The 23,030-nt window shown below is 35.8% G+C and carries 22 protein-coding genes; 9 read left to right on the top strand and 13 right to left on the bottom strand.

What is annotated here, in order from left to right; all coding sequences use genetic code 11:
• The first annotated feature begins 347 nt into the window (after nucleotides 1–347).
• Both map and ACLHDF_RS24840 read left to right on the top strand, forming a co-directional pair.
• Nucleotides 348–1,094 (top strand): type I methionyl aminopeptidase, encoded by a 747-nt coding sequence (map, locus tag ACLHDF_RS24845; RefSeq protein ID WP_413921245.1) that lies wholly within the window; start codon nucleotides 348–350, stop codon nucleotides 1,092–1,094.
• Between the two features lie 249 nt (nucleotides 1,095–1,343).
• Nucleotides 1,344–1,595 (top strand): hypothetical protein, encoded by a 252-nt coding sequence (locus ACLHDF_RS24840; protein ID WP_413921244.1) that lies wholly within the window; start codon nucleotides 1,344–1,346, stop codon nucleotides 1,593–1,595.
• A gap of 116 nt (nucleotides 1,596–1,711) precedes the next feature.
• Here ACLHDF_RS24840 and ACLHDF_RS24835 read toward each other — a convergent pair whose 3' ends face one another.
• Together ACLHDF_RS24835 and glpT are read right to left on the bottom strand one after the other, a co-directional pair.
• Nucleotides 1,712–2,599 (bottom strand): glycerophosphodiester phosphodiesterase, encoded by an 888-nt coding sequence (locus ACLHDF_RS24835; RefSeq protein ID WP_413921243.1) that lies wholly within the window; start codon nucleotides 2,597–2,599, stop codon nucleotides 1,712–1,714.
• Nucleotides 2,592–3,953, bottom strand: a complete 1,362-nt coding sequence (gene glpT / locus ACLHDF_RS24830; RefSeq protein WP_413921242.1) for a glycerol-3-phosphate transporter — start codon at nucleotides 3,951–3,953, stop codon at nucleotides 2,592–2,594. Before glpT ends, ACLHDF_RS24835 begins: the two co-directional genes overlap by 8 nt.
• A gap of 677 nt (nucleotides 3,954–4,630) precedes the next feature.
• Here glpT and ACLHDF_RS24825 point away from each other — a divergent pair.
• Complete coding sequence (locus tag ACLHDF_RS24825; RefSeq protein ID WP_413921241.1) at nucleotides 4,631–5,425, top strand: inositol monophosphatase family protein; 795 nt, start codon at nucleotides 4,631–4,633, stop codon at nucleotides 5,423–5,425.
• A gap of 318 nt (nucleotides 5,426–5,743) precedes the next feature.
• Here ACLHDF_RS24825 and ACLHDF_RS24820 read toward each other — a convergent pair whose 3' ends face one another.
• Complete coding sequence (locus ACLHDF_RS24820) at nucleotides 5,744–5,899, bottom strand: DUF1540 domain-containing protein (RefSeq protein ID WP_413921240.1); 156 nt, start codon at nucleotides 5,897–5,899, stop codon at nucleotides 5,744–5,746.
• 333 nt (nucleotides 5,900–6,232) lie between these two features.
• Nucleotides 6,233–7,156: a polysaccharide deacetylase family protein gene (locus tag ACLHDF_RS24815; protein WP_413921239.1), complete on the bottom strand. Its 924-nt coding sequence runs from the start codon at nucleotides 7,154–7,156 to the stop codon at nucleotides 6,233–6,235.
• A gap of 581 nt (nucleotides 7,157–7,737) precedes the next feature.
• On the opposite strand from ACLHDF_RS24815, the gene ACLHDF_RS24810 reads away from it, so the two are divergent.
• The 3 genes from ACLHDF_RS24810 to ACLHDF_RS24800 are packed head-to-tail and all read left to right on the top strand — an operon-like array spanning nucleotide 7,738 to nucleotide 9,914.
• On the top strand, nucleotides 7,738–8,082 hold the full coding sequence (locus ACLHDF_RS24810) for a hypothetical protein (RefSeq protein WP_413921238.1): 345 nt from the start codon (nucleotides 7,738–7,740) through the stop codon (nucleotides 8,080–8,082).
• A gap of 12 nt (nucleotides 8,083–8,094) precedes the next feature.
• Nucleotides 8,095–9,228: an FtsK/SpoIIIE domain-containing protein gene (locus ACLHDF_RS24805; RefSeq protein WP_413921237.1), complete on the top strand. Its 1,134-nt coding sequence runs from the start codon at nucleotides 8,095–8,097 to the stop codon at nucleotides 9,226–9,228.
• Entirely contained in the window at nucleotides 9,225–9,914 is a 690-nt protein-coding gene (locus ACLHDF_RS24800; protein WP_413921236.1) for a hypothetical protein, read from the top strand. The genes ACLHDF_RS24805 and ACLHDF_RS24800 overlap by 4 nt, the downstream gene beginning before the upstream one ends.
• 860 nt (nucleotides 9,915–10,774) lie before the next feature.
• On the opposite strand, the gene ACLHDF_RS24795 is transcribed toward ACLHDF_RS24800, so the two are convergent.
• Nucleotides 10,775–11,083: a MerR family transcriptional regulator gene (locus ACLHDF_RS24795; RefSeq protein WP_413921235.1), complete on the bottom strand. Its 309-nt coding sequence runs from the start codon at nucleotides 11,081–11,083 to the stop codon at nucleotides 10,775–10,777.
• A gap of 849 nt (nucleotides 11,084–11,932) precedes the next feature.
• Here ACLHDF_RS24795 and sigH point away from each other — a divergent pair.
• Complete coding sequence (gene sigH, locus ACLHDF_RS24790) at nucleotides 11,933–12,580, top strand: RNA polymerase sporulation sigma factor SigH (RefSeq protein ID WP_413921234.1); 648 nt, start codon at nucleotides 11,933–11,935, stop codon at nucleotides 12,578–12,580.
• A gap of 367 nt (nucleotides 12,581–12,947) precedes the next feature.
• On the opposite strand, the gene ACLHDF_RS24785 is transcribed toward sigH, so the two are convergent.
• From ACLHDF_RS24785 to ACLHDF_RS24750, 8 genes are all read right to left on the bottom strand, one after another.
• On the bottom strand, nucleotides 12,948–14,351 hold the full coding sequence (locus ACLHDF_RS24785) for an MFS transporter (RefSeq protein ID WP_413921233.1): 1,404 nt from the start codon (nucleotides 14,349–14,351) through the stop codon (nucleotides 12,948–12,950).
• A 173-nt stretch (nucleotides 14,352–14,524) separates the two neighbouring features.
• Nucleotides 14,525–15,532: a LacI family DNA-binding transcriptional regulator gene (locus tag ACLHDF_RS24780; protein ID WP_413921232.1), complete on the bottom strand. Its 1,008-nt coding sequence runs from the start codon at nucleotides 15,530–15,532 to the stop codon at nucleotides 14,525–14,527.
• Between the two features lie 106 nt (nucleotides 15,533–15,638).
• On the bottom strand, nucleotides 15,639–16,586 hold the full coding sequence (locus ACLHDF_RS24775; RefSeq protein WP_013058385.1) for a dihydrodipicolinate synthase family protein: 948 nt from the start codon (nucleotides 16,584–16,586) through the stop codon (nucleotides 15,639–15,641).
• 575 nt (nucleotides 16,587–17,161) lie between these two features.
• Nucleotides 17,162–17,386 (bottom strand): helix-turn-helix domain-containing protein, encoded by a 225-nt coding sequence (locus tag ACLHDF_RS24770; RefSeq protein WP_192998425.1) that lies wholly within the window; start codon nucleotides 17,384–17,386, stop codon nucleotides 17,162–17,164.
• Between the two features lie 801 nt (nucleotides 17,387–18,187).
• Nucleotides 18,188–18,484, bottom strand: coding sequence for a hypothetical protein (locus ACLHDF_RS24765; protein ID WP_413921231.1), 297 nt, complete (start codon nucleotides 18,482–18,484; stop codon nucleotides 18,188–18,190).
• A 19-nt stretch (nucleotides 18,485–18,503) separates the two neighbouring features.
• Nucleotides 18,504–19,289, bottom strand: a complete 786-nt coding sequence (locus tag ACLHDF_RS24760) for a plasmid stabilization protein (protein WP_413921230.1) — start codon at nucleotides 19,287–19,289, stop codon at nucleotides 18,504–18,506.
• Between the two features lie 109 nt (nucleotides 19,290–19,398).
• Complete coding sequence (locus ACLHDF_RS24755) at nucleotides 19,399–20,700, bottom strand: replication protein (protein ID WP_413921229.1); 1,302 nt, start codon at nucleotides 20,698–20,700, stop codon at nucleotides 19,399–19,401.
• Between the two features lie 577 nt (nucleotides 20,701–21,277).
• Nucleotides 21,278–21,841 (bottom strand): helix-turn-helix domain-containing protein, encoded by a 564-nt coding sequence (locus ACLHDF_RS24750; protein WP_047934737.1) that lies wholly within the window; start codon nucleotides 21,839–21,841, stop codon nucleotides 21,278–21,280.
• A 594-nt stretch (nucleotides 21,842–22,435) separates the two neighbouring features.
• Between ACLHDF_RS24750 and ACLHDF_RS24745 the strand changes: the two genes are divergently transcribed.
• Together ACLHDF_RS24745 and ACLHDF_RS24740 are read left to right on the top strand one after the other, a co-directional pair.
• Nucleotides 22,436–22,567: a DUF5592 family protein gene (locus ACLHDF_RS24745; protein ID WP_413921228.1), complete on the top strand. Its 132-nt coding sequence runs from the start codon at nucleotides 22,436–22,438 to the stop codon at nucleotides 22,565–22,567.
• A 140-nt stretch (nucleotides 22,568–22,707) separates the two neighbouring features.
• On the top strand, nucleotides 22,708–23,030 hold a 323-nt coding region (locus ACLHDF_RS24740), incomplete at its 3' end, for a DUF3231 family protein (RefSeq protein WP_413921227.1).

Here is a 23,030-nt window from a genome sequence, read left to right as displayed (position 1 = left end):
GTATGAATACGCTGAATATCCAGATAAGGTTTAAATAGAATAAACTAATAAGAGGATATTATGTTCAATATACGAGCATATATCCTCTTTTCTTATAAGTATTAGATTCGTTATTTAGATACTATACATATAGTTTAATATGTATATATTATAAAGGATCTTAAGTTTGTTGCAAATGGAGGCGTGATGAGGTCTTCAGATCGAGCGTTAACATGATTAAGGGGGTGAGTGGTATGAGTTTTGTAACTTTGTAATAAGTGATATTAAGCAATCGGACCAGTTTATGCAGAATCGGAAACATTACTTTGGGTAAAATGAAAACATCAAAAAAATTGGAGGGTTCATATATGACAGTTGGAGGTAAGGATGATATTGATGGGCTTAAGGAAATCGGCAAAATCGTTGCTTTAACAATAAGTGAAATGAAAAATCAGATACGTGCCGGCATGACGACCAAAGAATTGGATGAAATCGGGGGACGTTTTTTAAAAAGATATGGTGCGGTCTCTGCACCAAAGATAACCTATAATTTTCCCGGTAACACATGCATTAGCATTAACCATAAAGTTGCTCACGGAGTACCGGGGAATCGGAAGATTCAAGAAGGTGACCTAATAAATATTGATGTCTCTGCTGAGTTAAATGGTTACTTTGCCGATGCAGGTCATTCCTTTCAGATCCCTTTGTATAACCCTTCTGTAATACGTCTCTGTCAATACACACACAATACCATGATGAAAGTTATTTCTTCACTTAAACATGGGGTGAGATTGAATGAAATCGGAAGAATTATTCAAAATGAAGCCCGAAAAGGTGGTTACAAGGTAATTACGGATCTTTGCAGTCACGGCATTGGAAGGTCTTTACATGAGACACCTGAAGATATTTTACCTATCTATGACAAGCATGATAAACGGGTATTGAAAGAAGGTATGGTTATTACTGTTGAGCCTTTTTTATCAACTGGAGCAGAGTATACAGTTGTAAGTTCGGATGGATGGACTTTATGTGTGCCCGATAATAGTCTTTGTGCACAATATGAGCACACAATAATTATTACAAGGGATCAACCGATAATTACAACGATAGCTTAGATATTGTTTTCAGATGTTAGGCCCATAGATGTTTAAGGAAGTTCATCAAACGGGCGTGTTTGTTGAGCAAAGATTAAAAGGTTAATACATATTAGTCATGTACAATATGTATCAACTTTTATTTTCTATGTTTTTTTCGATTTGGGTCTTGATAATAAGGTCAGTGGCAGATGCGACAACTGCAATTCATCTTACTTCAAAAGTTCTGTAAAAGGTGGTATTTAGTCTATAAAAGAAAGCAGGACTTGAATGGAAGTTGTTATTATTTTTTGTTCTATGATTTTGTTAGGACTTCTATTTGTTTATATTGGATGGAAGAATCCATGGGATGCAATTAGTTGGAACCCTGGTGACATCTTATTCGAATTCCTTTTTATTGCCATTGAAAAATTATTTAAGGTTTCAGCAGTAAAACTTATGCGTATATTACTTATGATGGTGGGAACTGCTTTGTCAGTATTTTCATCTTTGATGTTGATTGCATATGTATATTCGAATTAAAAAGAAGTGTTTAAAGGGTAACTACTTCATACATATATTATTTTTAATAAATAAAGAAGCCAAATCCCTTATATATAAAGGATTTGGCTTCTTATAACGAACTATATGGTAATCAATTAGTGTTTATAATTTTTTTTAACTTGGTTAAAGAGATCGGTGTAATTTGTAAATACTCCAGTTACTCCCCATTCCAACAGCTTACGCATATCAGCCTCTTCGTTAACAGTATACGGGTGAATTAGGAGACCAAATCTGCGAAACTCCTGAATTCTATTAGCATTTAGACTTTCGTAATCAGGGCCAATTCCTACGGCATATGATGCAATTTCTACTAGGTCAGAGCGTTTAAGTGAATTTACTTCCTCTGCTTCCATCAGTTGTACTGTTGGTATATGTGGATCTATTTTATGAACCTTTAGAAGACTTTCTTTACTGAAGGACTGAATAATAACCTGTCCTGGTTTAGTACGTACACCAACTAAACCATGCTTCTTTAAAGAAGCGATTAATTTTTCCTCCATGCCTGGATAGATATCAGGGGCCTTTGTTTCAATATAATAGTTTGCATGTTTCCCAAAATGATTTAATACCTCTTCTAACGTAGGAACTTGAAGGCCAACATATTCAGCTTTTGCTTTGCTTGGATAAGCTTCATTAAACCATGAACCAGCATCTAAAGCTTTTATTTCAGAAAGAGTATGGTCTTTAACCCACCCTGTTCCATTTGTAATACGGTCAAGCTTTTCGTCATGCATAATAATTAATTGTCCATCCTTAGTCATTTGTAAATCCAATTCGATATAATCAGCTTTCATTTTTTGAGCAGTTTCATAGGCTAGAATTGTGTGTTCTGGAGCATAGCCTGACGCGCCTCTATGTGCTACTGTAATAACTTTCTTTGGAGATAAAAGGTTTCCTTTGGATGAGGCAGAAGCCAAAGTACTAATAGTTAAAAAGAAACATAGAGATAGCATGCTTAATAATACGAATCTTTTTTTAAACATTGTAATTCTCCCCCTTAGTCTGTAGGTGCTCGACACTTTTTCCTGCATTCCACGTAAATGCAAGAAAGACAATTGATAATACACAAGAAAGCACCAGCATAATGAAACCACCTGTCCAGTTAAATTTATCTACAACAAGCCCCATGATGGCATTAGCAAAAGCTGATCCTCCTATATAACCAAAAAATCCAGTTAAACCAGCCGCCGTACCAGCTGCCTTTTTAGGTGCTAAGTCAATTGCCTGTAAACCAATTAACATAACTGGTCCGTAGATTAAGAAACCAATACTAATTAATGCCACATTGTCAATTAGTGGGTGACCAGAGGGATTTAACCAATAAACCAGAACAGCAATTAAAACACCAACCATGAATAGAACCCCAGCAGGTGCTCTTCGGCTTCTGAAGAATTTATCACTAATCCATCCGCATAAGATTGTACCTGGAATACCTGCATATTCATAAAGAAAATAAGACCAACGTGAATCCTCTGGAGAAAAACCTTTTGCTTCCGTAAGGTATGTTGGTGCCCAGTCAACAACCCCATACCTTACGAAATAGACAAATACATTTGCAATTGCTATGTACCAAAGAAATTTATTGTTTAAAACGTATTTAAATAAAATCTCTTTTACAGTTAACTCTTCCTCCTGACCTTTAAATCCATGTTCCGGATAATCATTTCTATATTCCTCTATTGGAGGGAGACCATTAGATTGTGGTGTATCCCGAACCAGGAAAAGAACTAAAAATGCAATTATAAGTGCAATAATAGCTGGGAAAAAAAAGGCGCTTTTCCATGTAACAAAAATAATCATGCCTAGCGTAACAAGTGGTGCCAAAATACCTCCACCTACATTATGTGCAACATTCCATATAGACATTTTTGTTCCTCTTTCACTAATTGAGAACCAGTGGGCCATGGTCCTTCCACAGGGAGGCCATCCCATTCCCTGAAACCAACCATTCATGAACATAAAAATAAACATAATTGTCACACTTGATGTAACCCAAGGTATAGATACGAAAATAATATTTATAACTGCAGATAGAATGAGACCTGTTGCAAGAAAATATCTTGGATTACAACGATCAGATATCATTCCCATAATAAATTTACTAAAACCATAGGCAATAGAGACAGCTGCTAAAACGAATCCCAATTCTGTCTTAGAGAATCCTTCTTCTTGAAGATAGGGAATTGCAAAAGCAAAGTTTTTCCTGAGCAGATAGTAGCCTGCGTAACCAATAAATATGCCCAAGAATACTTGTAATCTCAGTCGTTTATAAACTTCATCTATTTTGTTACTTTCTAACCTCGCTGTATGAGGTGCTGGTTTAAAAATATTAATCATAAAATCCCCCCCATGTCTTTTTATCTTATAAAACACAAATTAACTTAATCATCTAACCCTCCTTTGCAAATAAAAGAACCCAAAAATACCCTTAATAATAAAGGGGTATTCTTGGGTTCTCCGTATCTCCATCCAACTATTAACTTTTATGGTATTTGGTTACGCTTACATTAAGGTAACATAATATTTAATTGTTGTAAATAACTAAAAATATTAACTACTAATTAAAAAAAGTAAATCATCACCAAAACCAATTGTCGTTATTATCCCTTTTATATAACGAAAGGATATTCGTGCCTACCCACTTTTGGAGTGTGAAGCATAAAATTTATCATGCTGCCACATTTCTTAGTATGTTCTCCTTTAGGCCCTAAGATATCTTTCAATCTCTCTTTCACCTTATGGAAACGATAGGCCACTGCGTCAACCCCCATCCTATAAAAGGCAAGCACATCTTACACCACTACTTACTCCTTACTTACTGCAGTAAGGTTTATTTGTCATTTTTTAAATGGACAGGCGACCTTACTCTAGTAACTACATAGTATCTAAAGAATTTCGATTTCTTTCGTTAGTGCTACTGTGTTGATAGGTTGGTTTAACAAAGGACTCATACATTCCCTGTCGAATTAATTACTAGATCGTAATAGATGCTACGGATAGAAAGGGAGATGGAAATGAGTTATTTAGAGACAGCATGTAACGCGGCGAGGCTAGCAGGTGAAATGATACTTTCCCAAGTCAGCACAGGTATTATTGCAGAGAAAAAAAGCTCAAATTTTGACGTCGTAACCGAAATTGATAAGCGCTCGGAACAAATGATTCGGGATGTCATCTTAGAAGCACATCCAGAGCATTCTTTATTAGGCGAAGAGGAATCTTTTGCTGCTGAAAAGCCTCTCAGCCGAGTTCTTCAAGATGCTCAAGATGTTCCCTTTTTGTGGATTGTGGACCCTATTGATGGAACAGCAAATTTCATTCATGGAATTCCAGGGTTCACTATTTCAATAGCACTAGCCTGCAAAGGGGAAATCATCCTTGGCATTGTTTACGATCCTTGCAGGGATGAATTATTTTGGGCTGAGAAAGGGAAAGGATCTTTTTGTAATGGCAAACAGATTTCGATATCAGAGGCAGAGAAAGCAGTTGATTGTATGATAGCCACAGGCTTTGTCTCCACATCAGCCTTTCGTGAGGTGAATATAGCAAGTATGGATTCTATTGGCAAGGAATTTAGATCAATCCGTGTATTAGGTTCAGCAGCATTACATTTAGCCTACGTTGCTTGCGGAAGGTTAGGTGCTTTCTGGCAGTATGGTTTAAGCGTATGGGATATTGCAGCAGGGGTATTACTAGTTAAGGAAGCTGGTGGTACAGTGACGAATACAAAAGGAAGCGTCTATAGTCTGTATGATCAGAACATCATAGCTAGTAATTCAAAGGTACATTCTACGGTTCTCAATTGTTTATAAGGAGCCTGGCACTTATCCATTACTATGAAGTATAAGGGTACTGCTGTGTATCTTCAATTCACCAATTTCTACAAAAAATGCTTACGCCAAAGAAGCTCCCAATTCGGAGCTTTTTTTATTTTTCTTCGTTTATATATAAAAAGAGCACATCTTACATCACTACCTATTCCTTGCCTACTACAGTATTGAAGGAGAGTATAAAAGTACGGGAAAGATAAAAGGTTTTAGAAAAAGCATACCTATCATGAATGAAAACGATTATTATTATCAATAATACTAGTGAAAGGTAACCATCACATTGATTACCTTTCACTAGTATTAAACTTCTGGTACAAATGTTTTGCAATCCGTCTCCTCACTGTTAGATGCTTGATCACCCTTATGACTAACTACATAAATAGCGTCTGCTTTACATTTGTTCCCTTGTGCCCAGTACTTACAGTTATTTACTTCACAAAGAACATCTTGAGCCATGATTGTACACCTCCTATTCTGCTATGATTAAAAATGGTGTTAGCGCGTAGAAGTCTTTTGACTTCTTCTCTAGATTATCCATCCGAGACTCTTTTATTCAAAAGGGAAAGCAACATAATAATTGCACGTAGGAAAAAATGAAAAAAACCACCTACAACGCGATAGATGATTTTTTCTGAAGGTAACCTTGGATTAATATCTCTGTGAAGTAAATCCTTAAGGCTTCAAAATAAGTTTGTTCAAAATAAAAGAAAATTATTCTTTTACATCACAAAAGAGAAAAGATATTGCGCTACTGCTTAACGATTACCCTCTGCGGTCCGTTTTCCTTTTTTATTTAGTTACAGGAATTCCCAACATATCTGGAACAGTTACAAATTTTACTCCATCGCCTTTTAACTTATTAATAATTTCAGGCAAAGCTTTTACTGATCCCGATAAGTCTTCACCTTCTCCTCCTGCGGAGTGCTGTAATATAATCGATCCTGGTTTAACCTGTGCAAGAATATTTGTAGAAACTTGCTCTGCACTCAATCCTTTCCAATCTAATGAATCAACATCCCAATTTACGACTTTCTTGTTTTTATGAACTAACCACTTAATTTCCTCCTCATTTATACTTCCATAAGGAGGTCTCACTATCGACGTATTATAACCACTTACTTTATGAATAATATTATCTGTATTTACAATCTCATTACGGAATTCCTCGATTTTAAGTTTAGGAAAATTAGGATGACTATAAGAATGATTGACTATCGCATGTCCTTCCTTAATCATCCGTTTCAAGATATCAGGATGTGCTTTAACACGGTTCCCTACCACACAAAAGGTAGCTTTTACACCAGCTTTTTTTAAGGCATCTAATACTTGAGGCGTAAACTTGTCATCTGGACCGTCATCGAATGTTAGCGCTACTTCTCGTTTCGCTCGATCACCATTAAGAAGAAAAGTATGGCTATATTTTTTTCTTAAATCTGCCAGAGAAAGGGGATGAGGTTCTCTTACTAAATGTTCAGGTCCACCTTTTAAGTCAGGGGTTTCCGCATCAACCTCTTTTTGTACATCCTTATCTTTATCAGGTTGGTACCCTACATTTTTTGGTCCATTGTTATTACGACTATTCTCTTCCTTTTGTTCAGAGAGCCTTTCCGTTTGATCAGGTTCAGCGTCATCCTTTTTATCGTTACAACCAAAGAGAAACCCTACAGATAAAATAGTTGATAAGAGACCAAATAAATATTTTCTGTTCTTCATCTTGTCTACACTCCTTGTAATAGTCATATACCATTTAAGATTCACAGTATTTTTTAAAAAATCACAGGTAATAAATTGAAAATGTTGGTAGGGCCATTCTTTTAAAAATTTTTTCTTGTTGAACCAAAAGAGAAGGTTAAAGTCTTCTCTCTTTTATCTAGTTATGGTTCCTCATTTTTAAGAACTGGACTATACGATTTGTCACGCTGCTGCTGCTTCTCACTACGTTCTACTTCAGGTGTTGGGACATCTTTAGATTTCTCGTCCACCTAATGAAAAAGATAAGCCTATAGGCCAAGCCCTTTCTATATAAAAACTCCGCACTTCTTACATCACCTTCTAATGATCTCCTACTGCGGTAAGGATTCTTTTTTATTTTTGGAATGGACAGGCAAGCTTACTGCAGTAGCTACATAGTATCTAAAGAATCTTAACTTCATTACTTAATCAGTATCTAGTTCAGTATCGCTACCGCATTAATACAAGCTTTATAAGCCTCGTGAAGCCCTTCATCGAATCTGTAAGGGAGCTGAGCCGAAGAGGCGAAGGGGGCGACCGGATGCGTTGAGCTGAAATAATAGGTGCATAAAAGGCAAAAAACAAAAAGAATGAAAGCAGGTATCAGCATGAGAAAAGCACAAAAGTTTCCTTTTCGAAAAATCTTTTCTCCACTTCTCAAACCATGTCTCACGAGACGTCGTCCCTTCAGGGCTTATTCCTTTGTTCCGTTTAGTCCACTAGCTATGCTTGACCCCACTATTCTGACCATAGGAAGCATCGTCTTAGGAATTGCCATCATGGAACGGGTATTAGAGCGATGGGGTGTAATCGATCTTGTTGATCAGTTCGCAAAGGTGATGCGCTTTATCTTGCCTGTTACCTTCTATAGCACCTTGATTTACTTTTTTGCGACCTTTATGTTTTGAGGAGGAATGTTGATGTTTGAAAAACTAAAGCTGCGTGGCCAATTGATTAAAGCGTTTCGTACGGCAGAGATTTACCGAGTGGTGAAACGTGGAGACCGCACCTCCTATCTGTTTCCGAAAATTCATCAAATCGATCATCATCACACCTATACGCGGTATGTCTTCTCTTTACTGAATGGCATTGATCCTGAACTTTTAAACAAAAAGAGATGGGCATTACGTCAAGTATTAGGCAGCAACATCGAGATAAACGGCAGCCTGAAGAATTTTAGCATCACGGTTCATCACAAAAGCCTACCTAAGATGCTTGAATACAAATATGAAGTCATTCATCCTTATATTGAGAAAATGGAGCTTCCGGTCTGCATTGGTCAAGATATCTATGGAAACCCCGTTTCATGGGATTTTGCGGATTTAGAAACCTTATTGATATCGGGTGAAATTGGAGCCGGAAAAAGCAGCTTAATGCGCGTAATTCTGACCACATGGGTGAAATATGCCTCTCCTAAAGACTTGCGCTTAGTCTTAGTGGACCTTAAACGAGCCGATTTAGGGTTATTTCACGGGATTGAGCATGTGGATGCGCTTTGTTTTGAAGCGAAAGACATGAGAAAACCTTTTGCCTTACTTCGAGCTGAAATGTATCGACGAGGTGATTTACTGTTAGAGCATGGTGTGACTCATATCAGCAGGCTTCCCTTTAAATTACCTCGTATTGGCGTGGTTGTAGATGAAATGAGCATCATCAAGCGAGAAACAGATCTCGTAGAGATGATTCAACAGTTCGCAAGTCAAGGTCGTGCGCTGGGCGTTCATACGATTATTGCGATGCAACGTCCCGATGCAGATTTACTAAACTCTGCGCTAAAAGCCAACTTACGAGTAAGGATATCTGGGAGGCAGGCAGATGCGACAAATGCAAAAGTTGCCGGAGTCATTGGAGCAGAAGAGATTGATGCAGCAGCTAGAGGACGTATGAAAATTAAAATTGATGACGTGAAAGAGTTTCAGGCCTTTTTCTTAGATGAAGAGGATTGCAAGGAAATACTTTCTCCTTATAAGACCTTAGTACATGATCCTGAGTCAAATATGCAAGTGACACCTCAGTCTATCTTTGGATTATTAGAGAAGGAGGAGCAGCGATGAGCTTTCGGTTATCTCAGCGTGATAAAGACATCATTGGATTTATCAATCAGTTTCGAGCTGTGGATCGCGACTCACTAGTGGAACTGTTCTTTAAACAGCTGAAATCGCCCGTAAATGCGTGCAATAGTGTCATGGTACGTTTATATCGGTTAGGGCTGGTTGAACGTACCCAGCAGTATTCTCCGACCGTGTATTTGCCCGTAGATGCGAAGATCAAAAAGAGCTCTCAAAAAATATTACATTTCCTTTCGATTCTAGATGTCTATAAGCAAATGTGTTCCTATAGTAATCCTAAACAGGTCATTGTCGAAGATAAGCCCACTGGAAAAAAAGGAGGGATCGAACCAGACCTGTTTTGTATTTTTAAAAGTTCCCCGTTTTGGATTGAAACTCAACGAAATCAGTATTCAGACCAGAAAATGCAGGATAAGATCAATTTATACGAGGAGTTTTTTTTTTCAGATGAGTGGAAAGCATTGCATTGGCAGCCAGAGGACCGAGCAGCTATCTTCCCTTCCGTCATTTTAATTACACCTGTTCGGTATGCTGTATCTTCAGACCATATACGAATTATCCAAGTAGCGAGTATTCATGAGCTTATGGAGAAATATAAGAGTGCTGGTAAACAACAAAGAGATGGAAGACTAAAACCATCGGTTTCTTCGGGTAGAATTAAAATTAATTAAACATAGGATACTAAGAAAATATGTCTTTTGATAAAAAAGAAAGCTACCCCATCGTTGCAGGACGGGTAGCTTTTGAGGGAATTCATAAACTAATTTATAAAAAGTCTGAATAATTTTATAATATTTTAATGAATAAATCAATATAAGATGACCTTAAGCATACATATATAACGTGCACTTTTTATACATCCTCCTCCCACTTGGGTATCGAGTAAACGCAGTCATATCAGGGATGTATAAAAAGCTGCATAAAGGAGAAACAGTGTCTCATCTAGAACCTTTTTCAGAAAAGGGTTTTCTTTTTTTATGTGTGCTTGGAAGAGACACTATGTTAATTAAACGTGAATAACGTATACGTCTTAAAAAAACTGTCTTTTCTAGTTAAAAAAGAAGTTTTTTCGGTATGCTGAATGGTAGTTGTAAGTTGAAGTCTTACAGTGTACCAATTGCTTTGCTTGCCATAGGGTGTATTATTTATAATAGATAAATTAAAAGAATAATGCCTTCACCTAAAGGTGTATATTTTATACATCTTTAAGCCCAAAAATTAACCGTAATAATCTTGTTCACTAAATTCCTTACAGAAATAAAAGTAACTTTTGATTTGAAAATTCATTTTATTTGTACTGATTTTACTATAGTAGTCTGCAATTCTACAAAAAAGAATGATAGATATACATAAAGAACTTCAGCTATACAAGTAATGTTTCCTAAAAAACTATTTATAGGTATTTTCATATTGTTTGTTCCTTTCATATATAATTTATTATTCTGTAGATGGGGAAAAATATAATAAAGAAAAGGCTAAAAGATATTTACTTTAAGTAATGTAATAATCATTGCTTATCATGAAGGTAAAATCATTTAAAATGAGCATTTAGTTGACCTCTGATTGTGTCATTTCTCTTATTAATATGTTTTTTTCCCCTTTTTAAAAAATCATTACGAATTTCTCGTGTGAGAACTCCATCTTCTATTTTTTCTGCAATATCCATCAGTTTCTCAATATCAGAAAAAGAATACTTACGGATTCCTGAGGATGTACGTTCAGGGAAAATAAGTTTTTTGGTTTCATAATAACGAACTTTTCTTTCAGATAGACCTGTCATTTCAGTGACAATTTTCATGGTCATCACTTTCTTATCACGATATAAATAATTTCTATTCAAATATATCCTGTCCTTTCTCCCTTTTATAAGAATTAAAATGATAAAAAATATAATTAGGTCTATCTAAATTTTGATAAAAAATTAATTACGGACTGTATAAATACAACAGTATATCTAAATATGTAGGCACTGCTTTTTTATCAATAAAGTTTATTATCTAAATTTTCAAATAACTAATTTCACAATACCACTAGATATATAAACCGGCTACAACTGTGTTACGATTCCTAACACATATATTTGGATAATAAGGTTGTAGTTTTATAGCGTGTTGTCTCTTAAATTTATTGAAGTATTATATTAACAGCTCTTTATTGGTTGGACGAAAGATTTTTTCTTGAGGTAGATCCCTACTCTTAACACCTTTATTTAGAAATACATCTCTTTCCACTCTCATAAAGTACATTATGATATACAGTCTAAAGAAAAACCTACTGCCCATAGGAATGACTCATGTTCAGTAGGTTTTTCTTTAGACTATTCATAGTGCATAATGAGGAATTGAGAATGAACATCTCTCCTTCTTTTCAATAGTTTACTCAGAATAGAGAATTTTATTCGTTATGGACATACTTAAAAATGAAGATACAGTTTTCTTTTTCATTCTAAAAAGGTATTTTATCTACTTTAAAACATAAGGGGGAAATTTTGAAAAAACTATCAAGATTCGACAACATTTTCGTATTTAGTCTCCTATACTCTTAGTAGGATGGAGAAATGACAAACGAGAATCAAAGGTATATAGAGAAGCGCCAGGCCATCCTGAGCGCTTTTTTTCTTACAACAAACCAATTAGTTCTTTTCATGAAATCCTATTGAAATTCACCTAAGATTAACGGAGGGATATATATGAGTACAAATATCAAAAATAAATTAATTGAAGATTACGATAAATACAAAGATGAGGACCTATTAAACCTCATTCATAATAGTAACGAAGAGGCACTAAACTTTTTAGTTAATAAATACCGAGGTTTTATTCAAGCAAAGACAACAGTCTATTTTTTAAGAGGGGCAGATAAAGAAGATCTTATTCAAGAGGGAATGATTGGTCTGTACAAAGCTATTCGTGATTTTAAAGGAGACAAAATGTCCTCCTTTAAAACATTTGCTGAACTCTGTATTAACAGACAGGTGTTCACCGCAATTAAAGCAGCTGCTCGCCAAAAACACGAGCCTCTAAATGCGTATGTTTCCTTATACAAGCCTCTTTCCACTCAAGAATCAACCTATACCCTTTTGGATATGATAGTTGAAAGAAACATTACAAACCCAGAAGTATTACTCATCGATGAGGAAGAACACGTAGAAAGAGAACAAAAAATAGCCAACTTGCTTAGTAAATTAGAAAATAGAGTATGGAATTTATATATAAATGGCTATTCATACATAGAAATTTCCCAAGAGTTAAATATGCCTGAAAAGTCCATTGATAATGCTCTTCAACGAATAAAAAGAAAAGTAGGGCTGCACTTGCAGGTAAAAGAGGCTATATAATTTCTTGATCTTGATGAAAATATCATCTACTTAACTTGAATGAATCGTACACTAATAAGCACTCAGGTTGTTTCACCTCTTTTAAGTTCATTCATAATTTAATTATTTTTATAAGCCCCTATTTCTTAATTACTACCTAGATTTTTTCTATGGTAACTAAAAAGGCTGAAAACCCCCTGACTATGTTAGGGGGTTTTCAGCGATAAATGCTGCGCTTTTTCAGATGGTGATTGAAAAAAAACTAAAATTGCACCGTTTTTCTAACCTCGTATGGATAAGGATATACTGTATAGGAATAAATGAATAGTAGCATTCATTAACAAAAGAGGTAAGATTATCTTAACCTTATCTCTTGGAACTTGCTCGCTTATGGTGCAATATCTTCTAACACCTTCTCACGTGTTTCAATCATCTTAAATGCCATAAATGCACCGACCGTAGCTACACAAGCAAACAGAACAAAAACAGAAGTAATCCCTTTAGCACCTAACACAAAGCCAAGTATGGTAGGAGCAATAGCTGAAGCTAGGCGTAACCAGGCTGTCGCAAAGGCGATTCCAATTACTCGCATACGCGTTGGATAAATTTCTGGTGTGTAGAGGTAAAGAAGAACCGTAATTGTTCCCATAACGCCGTAAGCTGCTGAGCCTAGATACATAACACTTTCGGCGGATTTGGCACCATTAAACCAAAGTGTGGTTAAAAGCAAACCTACAATAAGAAAAGCAATGGTTGCCCACCTTTTACGTCCAACTCTATCAATAAGCAAGGCGCAAGCAAATACAGCCAGTGTTTGAATCACATTTGTCAGCGACGCGGCATGTAAAGAGTCCTCTAATGGCAGGTTATAAACGGTTTTATATAAACTTGGCAGCCAATTATTAAGTCCATTCGCGACAAAGTACGAAGAAAACCAGAGAACCCAGACAATTAACGTTCTACTACGGTAAAAGGGGGAGAATAATTCTTTCCAGTCACCTTTCACTACAGTTTGAGGTGCACTAATTTTTGCTTCTATACGTTTATCTGTACTCGCCTCAATTTCTTCAATGACTCGTTCTGCTTCATCAAATCTACCTTTTGAAATTAACCAACGAGGCGATTCACGCAACTTGAAGAAAAATAAAAAGACGATTAACCCACCTATACCTCCGATTAAGAACATCCACTTCCATCCAAAGCTAGGCACAACTAAAGCGCCGATCTGCGCAGATATCATTAATCCTAGAGGAAAAATCATCTCGTATAGCATAAAAAAACGTCCTCTTCCTTGTGCGACTGAAAGCTCATTTATATAAGCTGCGGCTACAGGAACCTCACCACCCACTCCGATGCCTTGTAGGAATCGCAACCATAGTAGTGCGTGAAAATTACCCGCAAATGCACAAGCGATACTCATCCCCGACATTAAAAAAATGGTCCATTTTGCACTATAGACACGTCCAAATCGTTCTGCCAACCACCCAAAGAAGATCGCTCCGATTGCTTGTCCGAGATACCCTGAACCAATCAGAATCCCAATTTGACCGGGTGTTAAATTCCATAGTCCAATTAATACGGGCAAAACGAATGCAAGAGATAAGGCGTCAAACGCATCAAAAAACGTTGCGGACCCCATAATAACACGTGGTTTAATATGCCAACGTGAAAAGGGGACGCTTTCTATACGCGTAAGCAATTGGGCCGCACGATTTGATAAACCAATTTCTTCATGATCATATTTGATAGTCTTAGTGTGTTCTGAAGAATTCTTGTTTAATTGTGTATTCATACCTAAATCCTCCTTGGCTGGGATTCCCCTAATCGGAATGACAATGACACTAAGATACGTAAAATAAAACTTTTTAAATTAGAAATATAAAATCCCTCTCTAATGAAAGGGTTTACAGTAAAAAGGCAACAAATAGTAGACTCTAAAAACCTTTTAGAGCCTGAGTATGAAGCTTAGTTATGTTTTGGACTATCAGTTGTGGATCTGTTGATATATTCCATCTTAAATACGACATCTTTTTTTCGGATCTGCTTTCCTTTGAGCATACTCATAAGTATCGAGGTAGCCCTTTGACCAATACCTAATAAATCGACATGAACTGTAGATAAAGCAGGTGTGACAAAATCTGAAATTGGAACATCATCTGCTCCAACCACAGATAGATCTTTGGGTATAGAGAGTCCCAGCATATTGGCTGCCTTAATAACACCGATGGCTAAATAATCAGATGAGCAAACGACACCTGTAATGTTGCTATGTTGTTTTAAAAATGTGGCTACTTCTGTTGTTGCTTTTAGAGCGTCAAATTCAGCGATTTCAAAAACGTTTTCAGGGGAAAAGCTTAAACCTAATTCATCCATTTTCTCTTTGTATCCATTTAAACACCTAACACTATGCATAGAACTCATCGGTCCATTTACAATGCCAATATTTCGGTGTCCTAGCTCATAGAGAGCATTTACTGCTTGTTTGATACCATCTTCATCATCCGGTCGTACACAAGGAAAAGGTGATCCTTCTAAATAGCTCCCTACTACGACAATCGGCAATCGAATACTTTCTAACCATTCTAAACTTAGTTCCTCATTTCTAGGTGCAAAAAGGATAACACCATCTACGGCTTGAGTTTCAAGCAACCGTTTCTGTTGAGAAGAGGTAAAAGACATCATCATATTATAGTCTGTCTGGTCAATTCCTTTCGCTATTCCTTCCAATACTGTTGAAAAGAATGGATTGTTCAGAATAAATGATCCCCTTGGAACCACCACCGCAATATTCCCTGTGTTTTGTTTAACAAGTCCTCTCGCTCCTAAATTAGGACGATAATCTAATTCTTCCATTACTTTACGGATTCGTTCTGCGGTTTTCGCACCAACACCCGGTTTATTCGTCAATACCCGTGAGACAGAAGCTGTTGAAACACCAGCCTTAAGTGCCACGTCCTTAATACTTACACTCATAATACATACCTCCGTGGGTCAAGTATATCTATCTATTATAAACGAGTCCCACCTAAATACTAAAGAGTAGTGGTTGCAATCTTGCAACCACTACTTACAATATTTACTACGCTTTCACTTCATCTTTTAGTAATCCGACTTTTAGTAATCCTTGACGAATTTCCTCTACTTCTTCTTCTTTTAAAGGTAATACTGGACGTCTTGCTAATGAACTACTAATTAATCCACGTTGATACATTGCTTCCTTCATACGTAAATGAGAGGTAGAAGAAGGCTCATCCATTTTATATACAGCTTGCTTTAATTCAAAGATACGATCATACACAGCATTAGCAGCCGTTAAATCTTGATCTTTCACACATTTCACTAGTTCTGCGATTAAATCCGGCACAAAACAACCAAATCCAACTAGTGCACCGTCAATTCCTTGAACTAAAGTAGGTAACAAGTATTCGTCATGACACGTTAACAGTGAAACATCAGGCGCATTCTTTTTTAGTGCTCGAATATCTACTTCATATTGTGCAATATCTCGTTGGCCGACTTTGATAGACACAACGTTTGGAATAGCAGCCATTTCTAATAGTTGACTAGTTGTATACGACGTTTTCGTCCAAGTTGGATACTGGTGAACAACAATTGAGATGTTAATAGCTTCTGCTACGTCTTTAAAAAACTGAACAGGTGATTCTTCTTGCATCCCAAATCGTAACCAAGAATGTGGAGGCATAAGAAGGATCCCACTTCCTCCAGCTTTTTCAACAGCTTGAGCATGTTGGATGGCCTCAATTGTTCCTTCTGCCGAAACGCCAGAGATAACAGGAATACGACCTTTTAACTCGTCTGCTGCAATTCGTACAGCTTCTGCACGTTCTTCGGGTAGTAAAGTCATAATTTCTCCCGTATGTCCATTTACTACGATTCCATTTACCCCTTCATGACTTGCGACCCAGCGAACTAAAGAGCGAAAACCTTCTTCATCGATTGAATAATCGTCCTTAAATGGGATAAGAACTGCTGGAAATACGCCACTCCATTTTACTTTGTTTTTCATAAAAAACATCCCCTTTGTTAATTTTTAATTTATAGTAATCGTTTACGTAAATAATCATAAAAAGAAAACGCTTAAGTGTCAATATATTTTTTATTTTCTGATAAAATAAATTAAAAAACGTTGGTTTTATGTCACTTTCAATAATTTAAATTAGATAAACAACTAAAAATATATAGTAAACGTTTACTTTTGTGAGATTGTTATTTAAAGTTTTTCTTTGCAAATCTTTATCCTTTTATTTTGCGTTAAATAACCTTGGAAAATTAGATTCTTAGGTAAAACATCTTGTTGTTTTACCTAAGTAAAGAAGGGTTGTAATAGGAATTAGGTGAAAAATATACTGGCGCAGTACATCTTTATGTGGGTTTGAAGTTAAATGGCTCATTTGAGGATGCTTCAATATTGCTAATGGTAATTATGATAACCCTACCTTTATTTGATTAGAGTACAGTTATGTTGGATATGAATAGGGATATCAACTTCAGAGGGTTGATTTGTGGTAGGAGGGCACAGGTAATTGACCTTCTATTTGTAATTTCCAAGCAAATAAATAAAGGCACATTATTGGTGCCTTTTCATACATCATAAAAGTCTTCAGCTTTTAAACTGGGATCTAATCGCTTAAGTGCCTTCATTACTTTTTTCATAGTTTGTCCATTTGGTATATAGTTAGAATCAGTATAAACTTTAGTAACCGTATTCTTATTTAATCCAGTCATTTTAGTCAAATGAGCATGCGTATATCCATGTTTTTCAAGGAATCTTCCTACCTTACTTCGTTTTATAGATGGTCTTGGCATATAAATCACTCCTTTATACAAAAGGATTGACAAAAATATATAAGTCTATTCAAAAAATCCTATTTTTGTAGGATAAAAACCAAAATTAAGAAATAAAATTAAGATATTTAGCATATGTATGGGTAACAAACTATTTTTCTAATATCTCTATAGAATACTGTCGATATTTTTGTCATAAACATATAGCATGAATACAGTTAAGACCGCCTTATACACTGATACATATTGGGCGGTCTTTGTTATAAATATTCATAGATATATACAATTACCATAAAAAAGGCACGCATTATAAAATGCGTGCACACTAACAAAGAATCTTGAATATTAGATAATAGGGATATTACCTATGAAAAAGGATTGCACCTTTATTCTACCAAAGGAATACTTGTCATTGAATATGGAAATAACATCAATTTATTGGATGTAAATGGTACACATTAAGGAAATTAGTTACAATTAATATTATTTGTTGAATAGTAAACTAGGATTTTAAAATGAATGTGTTTATAACCAATAAGCCTATTCTTATAGAAACCGAGTTTTTTTAGAACAAAAGATTATACACTTTCAGTGTAACAATTTTATTATTTGGAGAAAGTTTTTGCGGAAACTCTTTTTTTATTGGGTGCTACTTGCTATTTTGTAATGTTTAACAAACGTCTCCTCCATTAAGTGTCCCGTACGTCTCACGAAATTAATGACCTTTTAAGGTTCCTCATGGCTTGGTCATGTCTTTGTAACGCAACCTTTGGGCGTAGCTACACCAATTACTCTTCCCATCTAAATCCTACTTAAAATAATCTAATTGTTATCTACATTCTCTGCTTGATTAAAATATTTAATCGTTTTGATATCCCCGTTTTTGAATACAATAACCTTTTCATCTTCATGAAAGGACACTTCTTTAATTTCTTTTTCATTGTCATCTTCGGGCTCTTCGATTGAATGAACAAGACAATGGATGGCTTGATCTAACTTTCTATCAGCCGTATTCAAGAAGGATACATTCAGGCCTAAATTTGCAAGAAACTCCCGGTGCTTTTCCAATTCATCAGATGCCTTTTGAATGTATTCAATCGCTTTTTGTTTATTATTCATCTAGTAGACTCCTACACTCTTATTTTTGATATTCATAGACAACCGGAACTTTGTCCATTTTGATTGTCTTAGCTACCACATAACGACGATAGCCATCCTTTAAGACTTTTGAGTCTTTTTCAATCGTTAATGGTTCATCTAAGCGACCCGTACGCTTCACAAAATCAATGACCTTTTGTGTTTTTTCAGGGTTTGGGCGTGTCCTTAAGAACTCTTCAGGTACGATAATTTCATCAAAGCTTAAAACATCCTGTGTCCCTTTTGGCTGATTTGGCATCTGTTTCTTTTGTGGCTCCGCCTTTTTCTCTTGAACAGGCGTCTCCTTCACTTCTGACTGTACTGCTTCAGCTTTTTTGTCTTCTTTTGCTACAGATTGAGAAACAGATGCTTGCTCTTCTTCCTGTTTCTTGGATTCCGTCTTCTGTGGTGCCTCAGAAGACGCAGAAGCCTCTTGTTTAGGTTCCTTTTTCGCATCTGACTGATTCTTTTCTTTATCATTTTTGTTCGGGAGAACGGTAATTTGAAAACAAATCACCCCTACTTCACCAGGGCATTCATCAATCGGAATATCCAGCGTTGGTTCCCCTTGAATTAAAATCTTTTCATGCATGATGCTTTTCTTCGTGAGCCCTGTTTTATTAAAGGCTTTCTTTGCAACAAACACGGTATACGAAATAAACGTACTCTTCTTCAACCCTTTAGGCGCAGATGGTGACCCTTTTTCACGCATATCAAAGGCAACGTAGCGATCATATTCTCGTAAAGGTCCTGTGGCTGATCCGGTTAACGTAATTTTATGTGGCATAATAGTCTCCTCCTGCGTAGATTTTTAGTTATTGTTTATTTAGAACACAGATCTAAATAAATATATTCTATTAAAACATCAGCTTCTAAGGAATTTCTACTTTTTTTGATTAGGAAGCTGTGTCTTTTAACTGATTATGATGGCGCAAACAGTCTTGTTCCTCAGGCGTTAAAGCTTGTCCTAAGTCTTGTTTTACCTGAGCTATCTCCAACAAACTATACGTGGAGCTGTGCTCCTCCAACAAGTTCTCTTCTTCTCGTGTTAGCTCTTGTCCTAAATCTTGCTTTAACTGAATCATTTCAAGCTGTTGATCCAAAGAAATCTCTGTTTCTTTTGTAGCTTCTTCTCGCTGCTGTTCAGCTTTCAACCAATTTGGAACGAGTTCCTTACGGATAATCCGTTTTGGTTTAGCCGATGTTGTTTCTTTGCTTTCGTTATGTATAACTTCTTGTTGATGTGCGTATACTGATGAATAATCCTGTCCTTTAGGGTTTACCAACTCATAGAATTGATTTTTCGCAATTTGATAGATTAATCGACACATATCCCGTAGGGATAAAGGAGTGCCTTGTTGATTGGCTTCATGTACATATTTATCTAATCCAACAATGGTTGAATACGCAATTTCATGTATTTGCTCTTTTTTAATCTCAGTCTCTGTATCTCGTTTTACAGCTTTTGCAGCATTTTGAATACGAGTATAGAAGTCTTGTAGTTGATGTCCATACTTACCTGCATAGACTTGATTGACTTTCTTAGGCACACCTTTGATATAGGTGAAGGCCTGTGAAACAGACATTAAATGATTAGTTATATGATTTACAGGTAAATCAAGGTTAATAAAGGCATCAGGTGATTTATCGGCCTCTAAGCTTGGTGTATCAACGTTTTCAGTGCTTTCTGGATGCGTCACAGGACGTGTCACAGGAGTGGTCATTTCTTCTTGCTGAAGCGTTTGGATACCTGTTGTATCATGGGCAAAAAAGATTTCGTCGCAAATGTTATGAAAGTTTTTATGGCTTTTAAGGATAAATACATAACTGTCAGGATGAGTACCTGTTGCATCCTCTTTAATGTATCGTGCTACAAGTATAAATGGTGTCGCTTTTAACGAGCGTACAAAGCGAGAAACCGTACTTTTGGACACATTAAATTTCTTCATGAGCGTTTCAGAACGGATCGCTTGAATGCCCGTAGCCATTAGGTTATAGATGACATGATCCAGCATTTCCATTCTCTTTTTAGGAAATTCTTTATGTATAGCAGATTGTTGTTGTTTAAAGTGGGTACGAAGAATGTCTAAAAACTCTTCTTTCTTTTTCCGAAGTATGGACTTGTTGGTCCATAACCATTTGAACCGTCCATTGAAGGTATCTACATCTTTTAAATAGCAGGTTAATATCTTTGTCATTTGTTCATCGTCTCCTTTTAGGAACAAAAAAGACACTGTTTCCCTCGAAAAAGGAAAACAATGCCTTGATTTTGATGAACTAAGCCCTTGAAATAGATGTCAATTTCATATAAAATAAAAACATAAGTTTTATTTTATAGAAAAACTAACTCTATTAACAAGAGACTTCGACAAGTGTTTTCCCTACTGTGTTTAGGGTGAACGGTTTAAGAGTGTTGCTGCACTACTTAAACAGTTGAAGTCTTTTTTCTATTCCGGTCATTTTTGTTAGTTTCATTATAGCGTTAAGTAGTCTCATAATTCAATAAAAAAATAGTAAAATATATCAAAACAAGTATATTTAGCTACGTAGATACCACATTAATGTAGAGATTGAGTCCATCATATATGAGATTTTTAGTTTTGGGGAGGGAAAAAATTGCCCTCTTCAATTAGCTTAGAATATGTTGAAATTATTGTTTTTTTATATCAAAAACGTTTAAATTATGTATATCTTGAAATGAGAATAACCTTTTTAATAAGTGGAGACCTACCATTTAAATAAAAGAACCCTAACGATTAGTTCGTTGGGGTTCTTTTATTTACCAAATAGTTTTGAGAAGAAGCCTTTCGGTTCCTGTTGTTTGTCAGCATGAAGTTGCCGCATAGTATCTATTAACATTTGATCACGTTCAAGTTGTCGTTTTTCACGCTCTGCTTCTTTTTCTTCATTAGTTGCCGCCGTTTGTCGTATTACTTCGGCCATTGCTTGCATAGCATTTGCCATTTTTTCATTTTGACGTGCTAAATCTTCATTTTGTGATTCTAGTGTTTCAACTTTTGTTAAGATAGTTTTGTATGCTTCAGTTAATTGCGTCAAGACTGGAGCATTCTCATTTGTTTCCCCTTCAACAACAATATCATGACCTTCCGAAGCAAGCAAAGCGCGAATATAGTCATTAGGATGCCCTTCAGCTTTCAAGTCTTCTATAAGTGACAACACAGGAAAAATAGATTCTTTGTATTTCTTTGTCCGACCTTTTCCGACGGTGTGCGGTTCTACAAATTCCTTATATGTATGGAGCCAATCATAAACGCTAGACCTTGAACGTCCTAGTTTGTCTGCTATTGCTGTTAAGGAATACACTTTTTCGTAATCCATTACAAGACCCCTCCTTTGAAAAAATACATCATGACATAATGATAACATAACAGAAACGTTTTATACCGTACAAAACAACATTTTGAACAAATAAAGACATCAAGAAAACGAGTGGAGTCGTACAAAACAACATCTTGGACATCTTCCGGCGAACCTTCGGACAAATGACGGTTTTAGTTGAACTTGTTCGAGAGTTGGTTTAACTTGTCCGGAGTGTAGTGCGCATGTCGGGAACTTAAGTTCACTCTAAGTTTAACTTATTTGAGAATACAAAGCGTGCTTTGTATTCTATAGTGGCATTTACCTTTATAAAATGTGAAATTGACACAGTCTTAAATGAAAAATTTAGATTAAACACAGGTTAGTTAATTTACAAAGGCGAAGTGTACCGTTGGGAAATTAGATGCTTTAAGTTAAGGTTAGAATAAATTTACTAATTTTTATAAATAAGTACAATTATAGATAGGTTAGAGGGGGGAACTATATGAAAGTATTGAAAAATAATATAACTAAATTTATTATATTTTCTCTTATAATTGGTTTCATTCTCGCTTTTTTATTCATCCTACACTTCAAATTCCTTTTTACATATTTATGGGTATACTTGGAGTGTTAATGATTGTTAGACCAAGCACAAATCCTAAAAAACGGATGTATGAAGCGTTATTGCTTACACTTGTACGGAAGAAGAGTACGTATTGTGCGATTGGTAGGGAACAAGAATAAAAAGGGACTTATTAAAAATAAGAAAAAACCACCCCTGGTAGATAGGGTGGTTCTGAATGGAAAGTCCAAGTTAAAATCCTCAAACTCATGTTTATTGTTACCAGATTATGTAAAAGATAAACGTGAATGGAGGATAATGTATGGTAGAAATGAATAAAGCATCGCGTCTTACAAGCGCTGAAATCTCAAACCTTTGGAATACTTATATGAATGATAGTTTAAATATCTGTATGGTAACTCATTTTTTACAAACAGTAGAGGATTCAGATGTCAAACCTCTTTTAGAGGAAACTATTAACGTAGCTCAAGGGCATCTAGTAGAAATAGAAACGATCTTTCAACAAGAGGGAATTCCTAAACCCGTTGGGTTTCCAGTAGAAAAACATGTTAAATTGAATGCGCCCCGACTTTTTACAGATGTTTTTTATATGGCCTATCTTCTACATATGAGTAAATTTGGGAT

Source organism: Priestia megaterium, from assembly GCF_046599315.1.
GTDB lineage: Bacteria > Bacillota > Bacilli > Bacillales > Bacillaceae_H > Priestia > Priestia megaterium_F.
The sequence above is the reverse complement of the archived record's forward strand: the minus strand, read 5'-3'. Positions and strand labels throughout refer to the sequence as shown.

What these genes read in the sequence shown, in the direction of transcription:
- map (WP_413921245.1), top strand. Translation starts at nt 348, where the DNA reads ATGACAGTTGGAGGTAAGGATGATATTGATGGGCTTAAGGAAATCGGC.
- ACLHDF_RS24840 (WP_413921244.1), top strand. Translation starts at nt 1,344, where the DNA reads ATGGAAGTTGTTATTATTTTTTGTTCTATGATTTTGTTAGGACTTCTA.
- ACLHDF_RS24835 (WP_413921243.1), bottom strand. Translation starts at nt 2,599, where the DNA reads ATGTTTAAAAAAAGATTCGTATTATTAAGCATGCTATCTCTATGTTTC.
- glpT (WP_413921242.1), bottom strand. Translation starts at nt 3,953, where the DNA reads ATGATTAATATTTTTAAACCAGCACCTCATACAGCGAGGTTAGAAAGT.
- ACLHDF_RS24825 (WP_413921241.1), top strand. Translation starts at nt 4,631, where the DNA reads ATGAGTTATTTAGAGACAGCATGTAACGCGGCGAGGCTAGCAGGTGAA.
- ACLHDF_RS24820 (WP_413921240.1), bottom strand. Translation starts at nt 5,899, where the DNA reads ATGGCTCAAGATGTTCTTTGTGAAGTAAATAACTGTAAGTACTGGGCA.
- ACLHDF_RS24815 (WP_413921239.1), bottom strand. Translation starts at nt 7,156, where the DNA reads ATGAAGAACAGAAAATATTTATTTGGTCTCTTATCAACTATTTTATCT.
- ACLHDF_RS24805 (WP_413921237.1), top strand. Translation starts at nt 8,095, where the DNA reads ATGTTTGAAAAACTAAAGCTGCGTGGCCAATTGATTAAAGCGTTTCGT.
- ACLHDF_RS24800 (WP_413921236.1), top strand. Translation starts at nt 9,225, where the DNA reads ATGAGCTTTCGGTTATCTCAGCGTGATAAAGACATCATTGGATTTATC.
- sigH (WP_413921234.1), top strand. Translation starts at nt 11,933, where the DNA reads ATGAGTACAAATATCAAAAATAAATTAATTGAAGATTACGATAAATAC.
- ACLHDF_RS24785 (WP_413921233.1), bottom strand. Translation starts at nt 14,351, where the DNA reads ATGAATACACAATTAAACAAGAATTCTTCAGAACACACTAAGACTATC.
- ACLHDF_RS24780 (WP_413921232.1), bottom strand. Translation starts at nt 15,532, where the DNA reads ATGAGTGTAAGTATTAAGGACGTGGCACTTAAGGCTGGTGTTTCAACA.
- ACLHDF_RS24775 (WP_013058385.1), bottom strand. Translation starts at nt 16,586, where the DNA reads ATGAAAAACAAAGTAAAATGGAGTGGCGTATTTCCAGCAGTTCTTATC.
- ACLHDF_RS24770 (WP_192998425.1), bottom strand. Translation starts at nt 17,386, where the DNA reads ATGCCAAGACCATCTATAAAACGAAGTAAGGTAGGAAGATTCCTTGAA.
- ACLHDF_RS24765 (WP_413921231.1), bottom strand. Translation starts at nt 18,484, where the DNA reads ATGAATAATAAACAAAAAGCGATTGAATACATTCAAAAGGCATCTGAT.
- ACLHDF_RS24760 (WP_413921230.1), bottom strand. Translation starts at nt 19,289, where the DNA reads ATGCCACATAAAATTACGTTAACCGGATCAGCCACAGGACCTTTACGA.
- ACLHDF_RS24755 (WP_413921229.1), bottom strand. Translation starts at nt 20,700, where the DNA reads ATGACAAAGATATTAACCTGCTATTTAAAAGATGTAGATACCTTCAAT.
- ACLHDF_RS24750 (WP_047934737.1), bottom strand. Translation starts at nt 21,841, where the DNA reads ATGGATTACGAAAAAGTGTATTCCTTAACAGCAATAGCAGACAAACTA.
- ACLHDF_RS24745 (WP_413921228.1), top strand. Translation starts at nt 22,436, where the DNA reads ATGGGTATACTTGGAGTGTTAATGATTGTTAGACCAAGCACAAATCCT.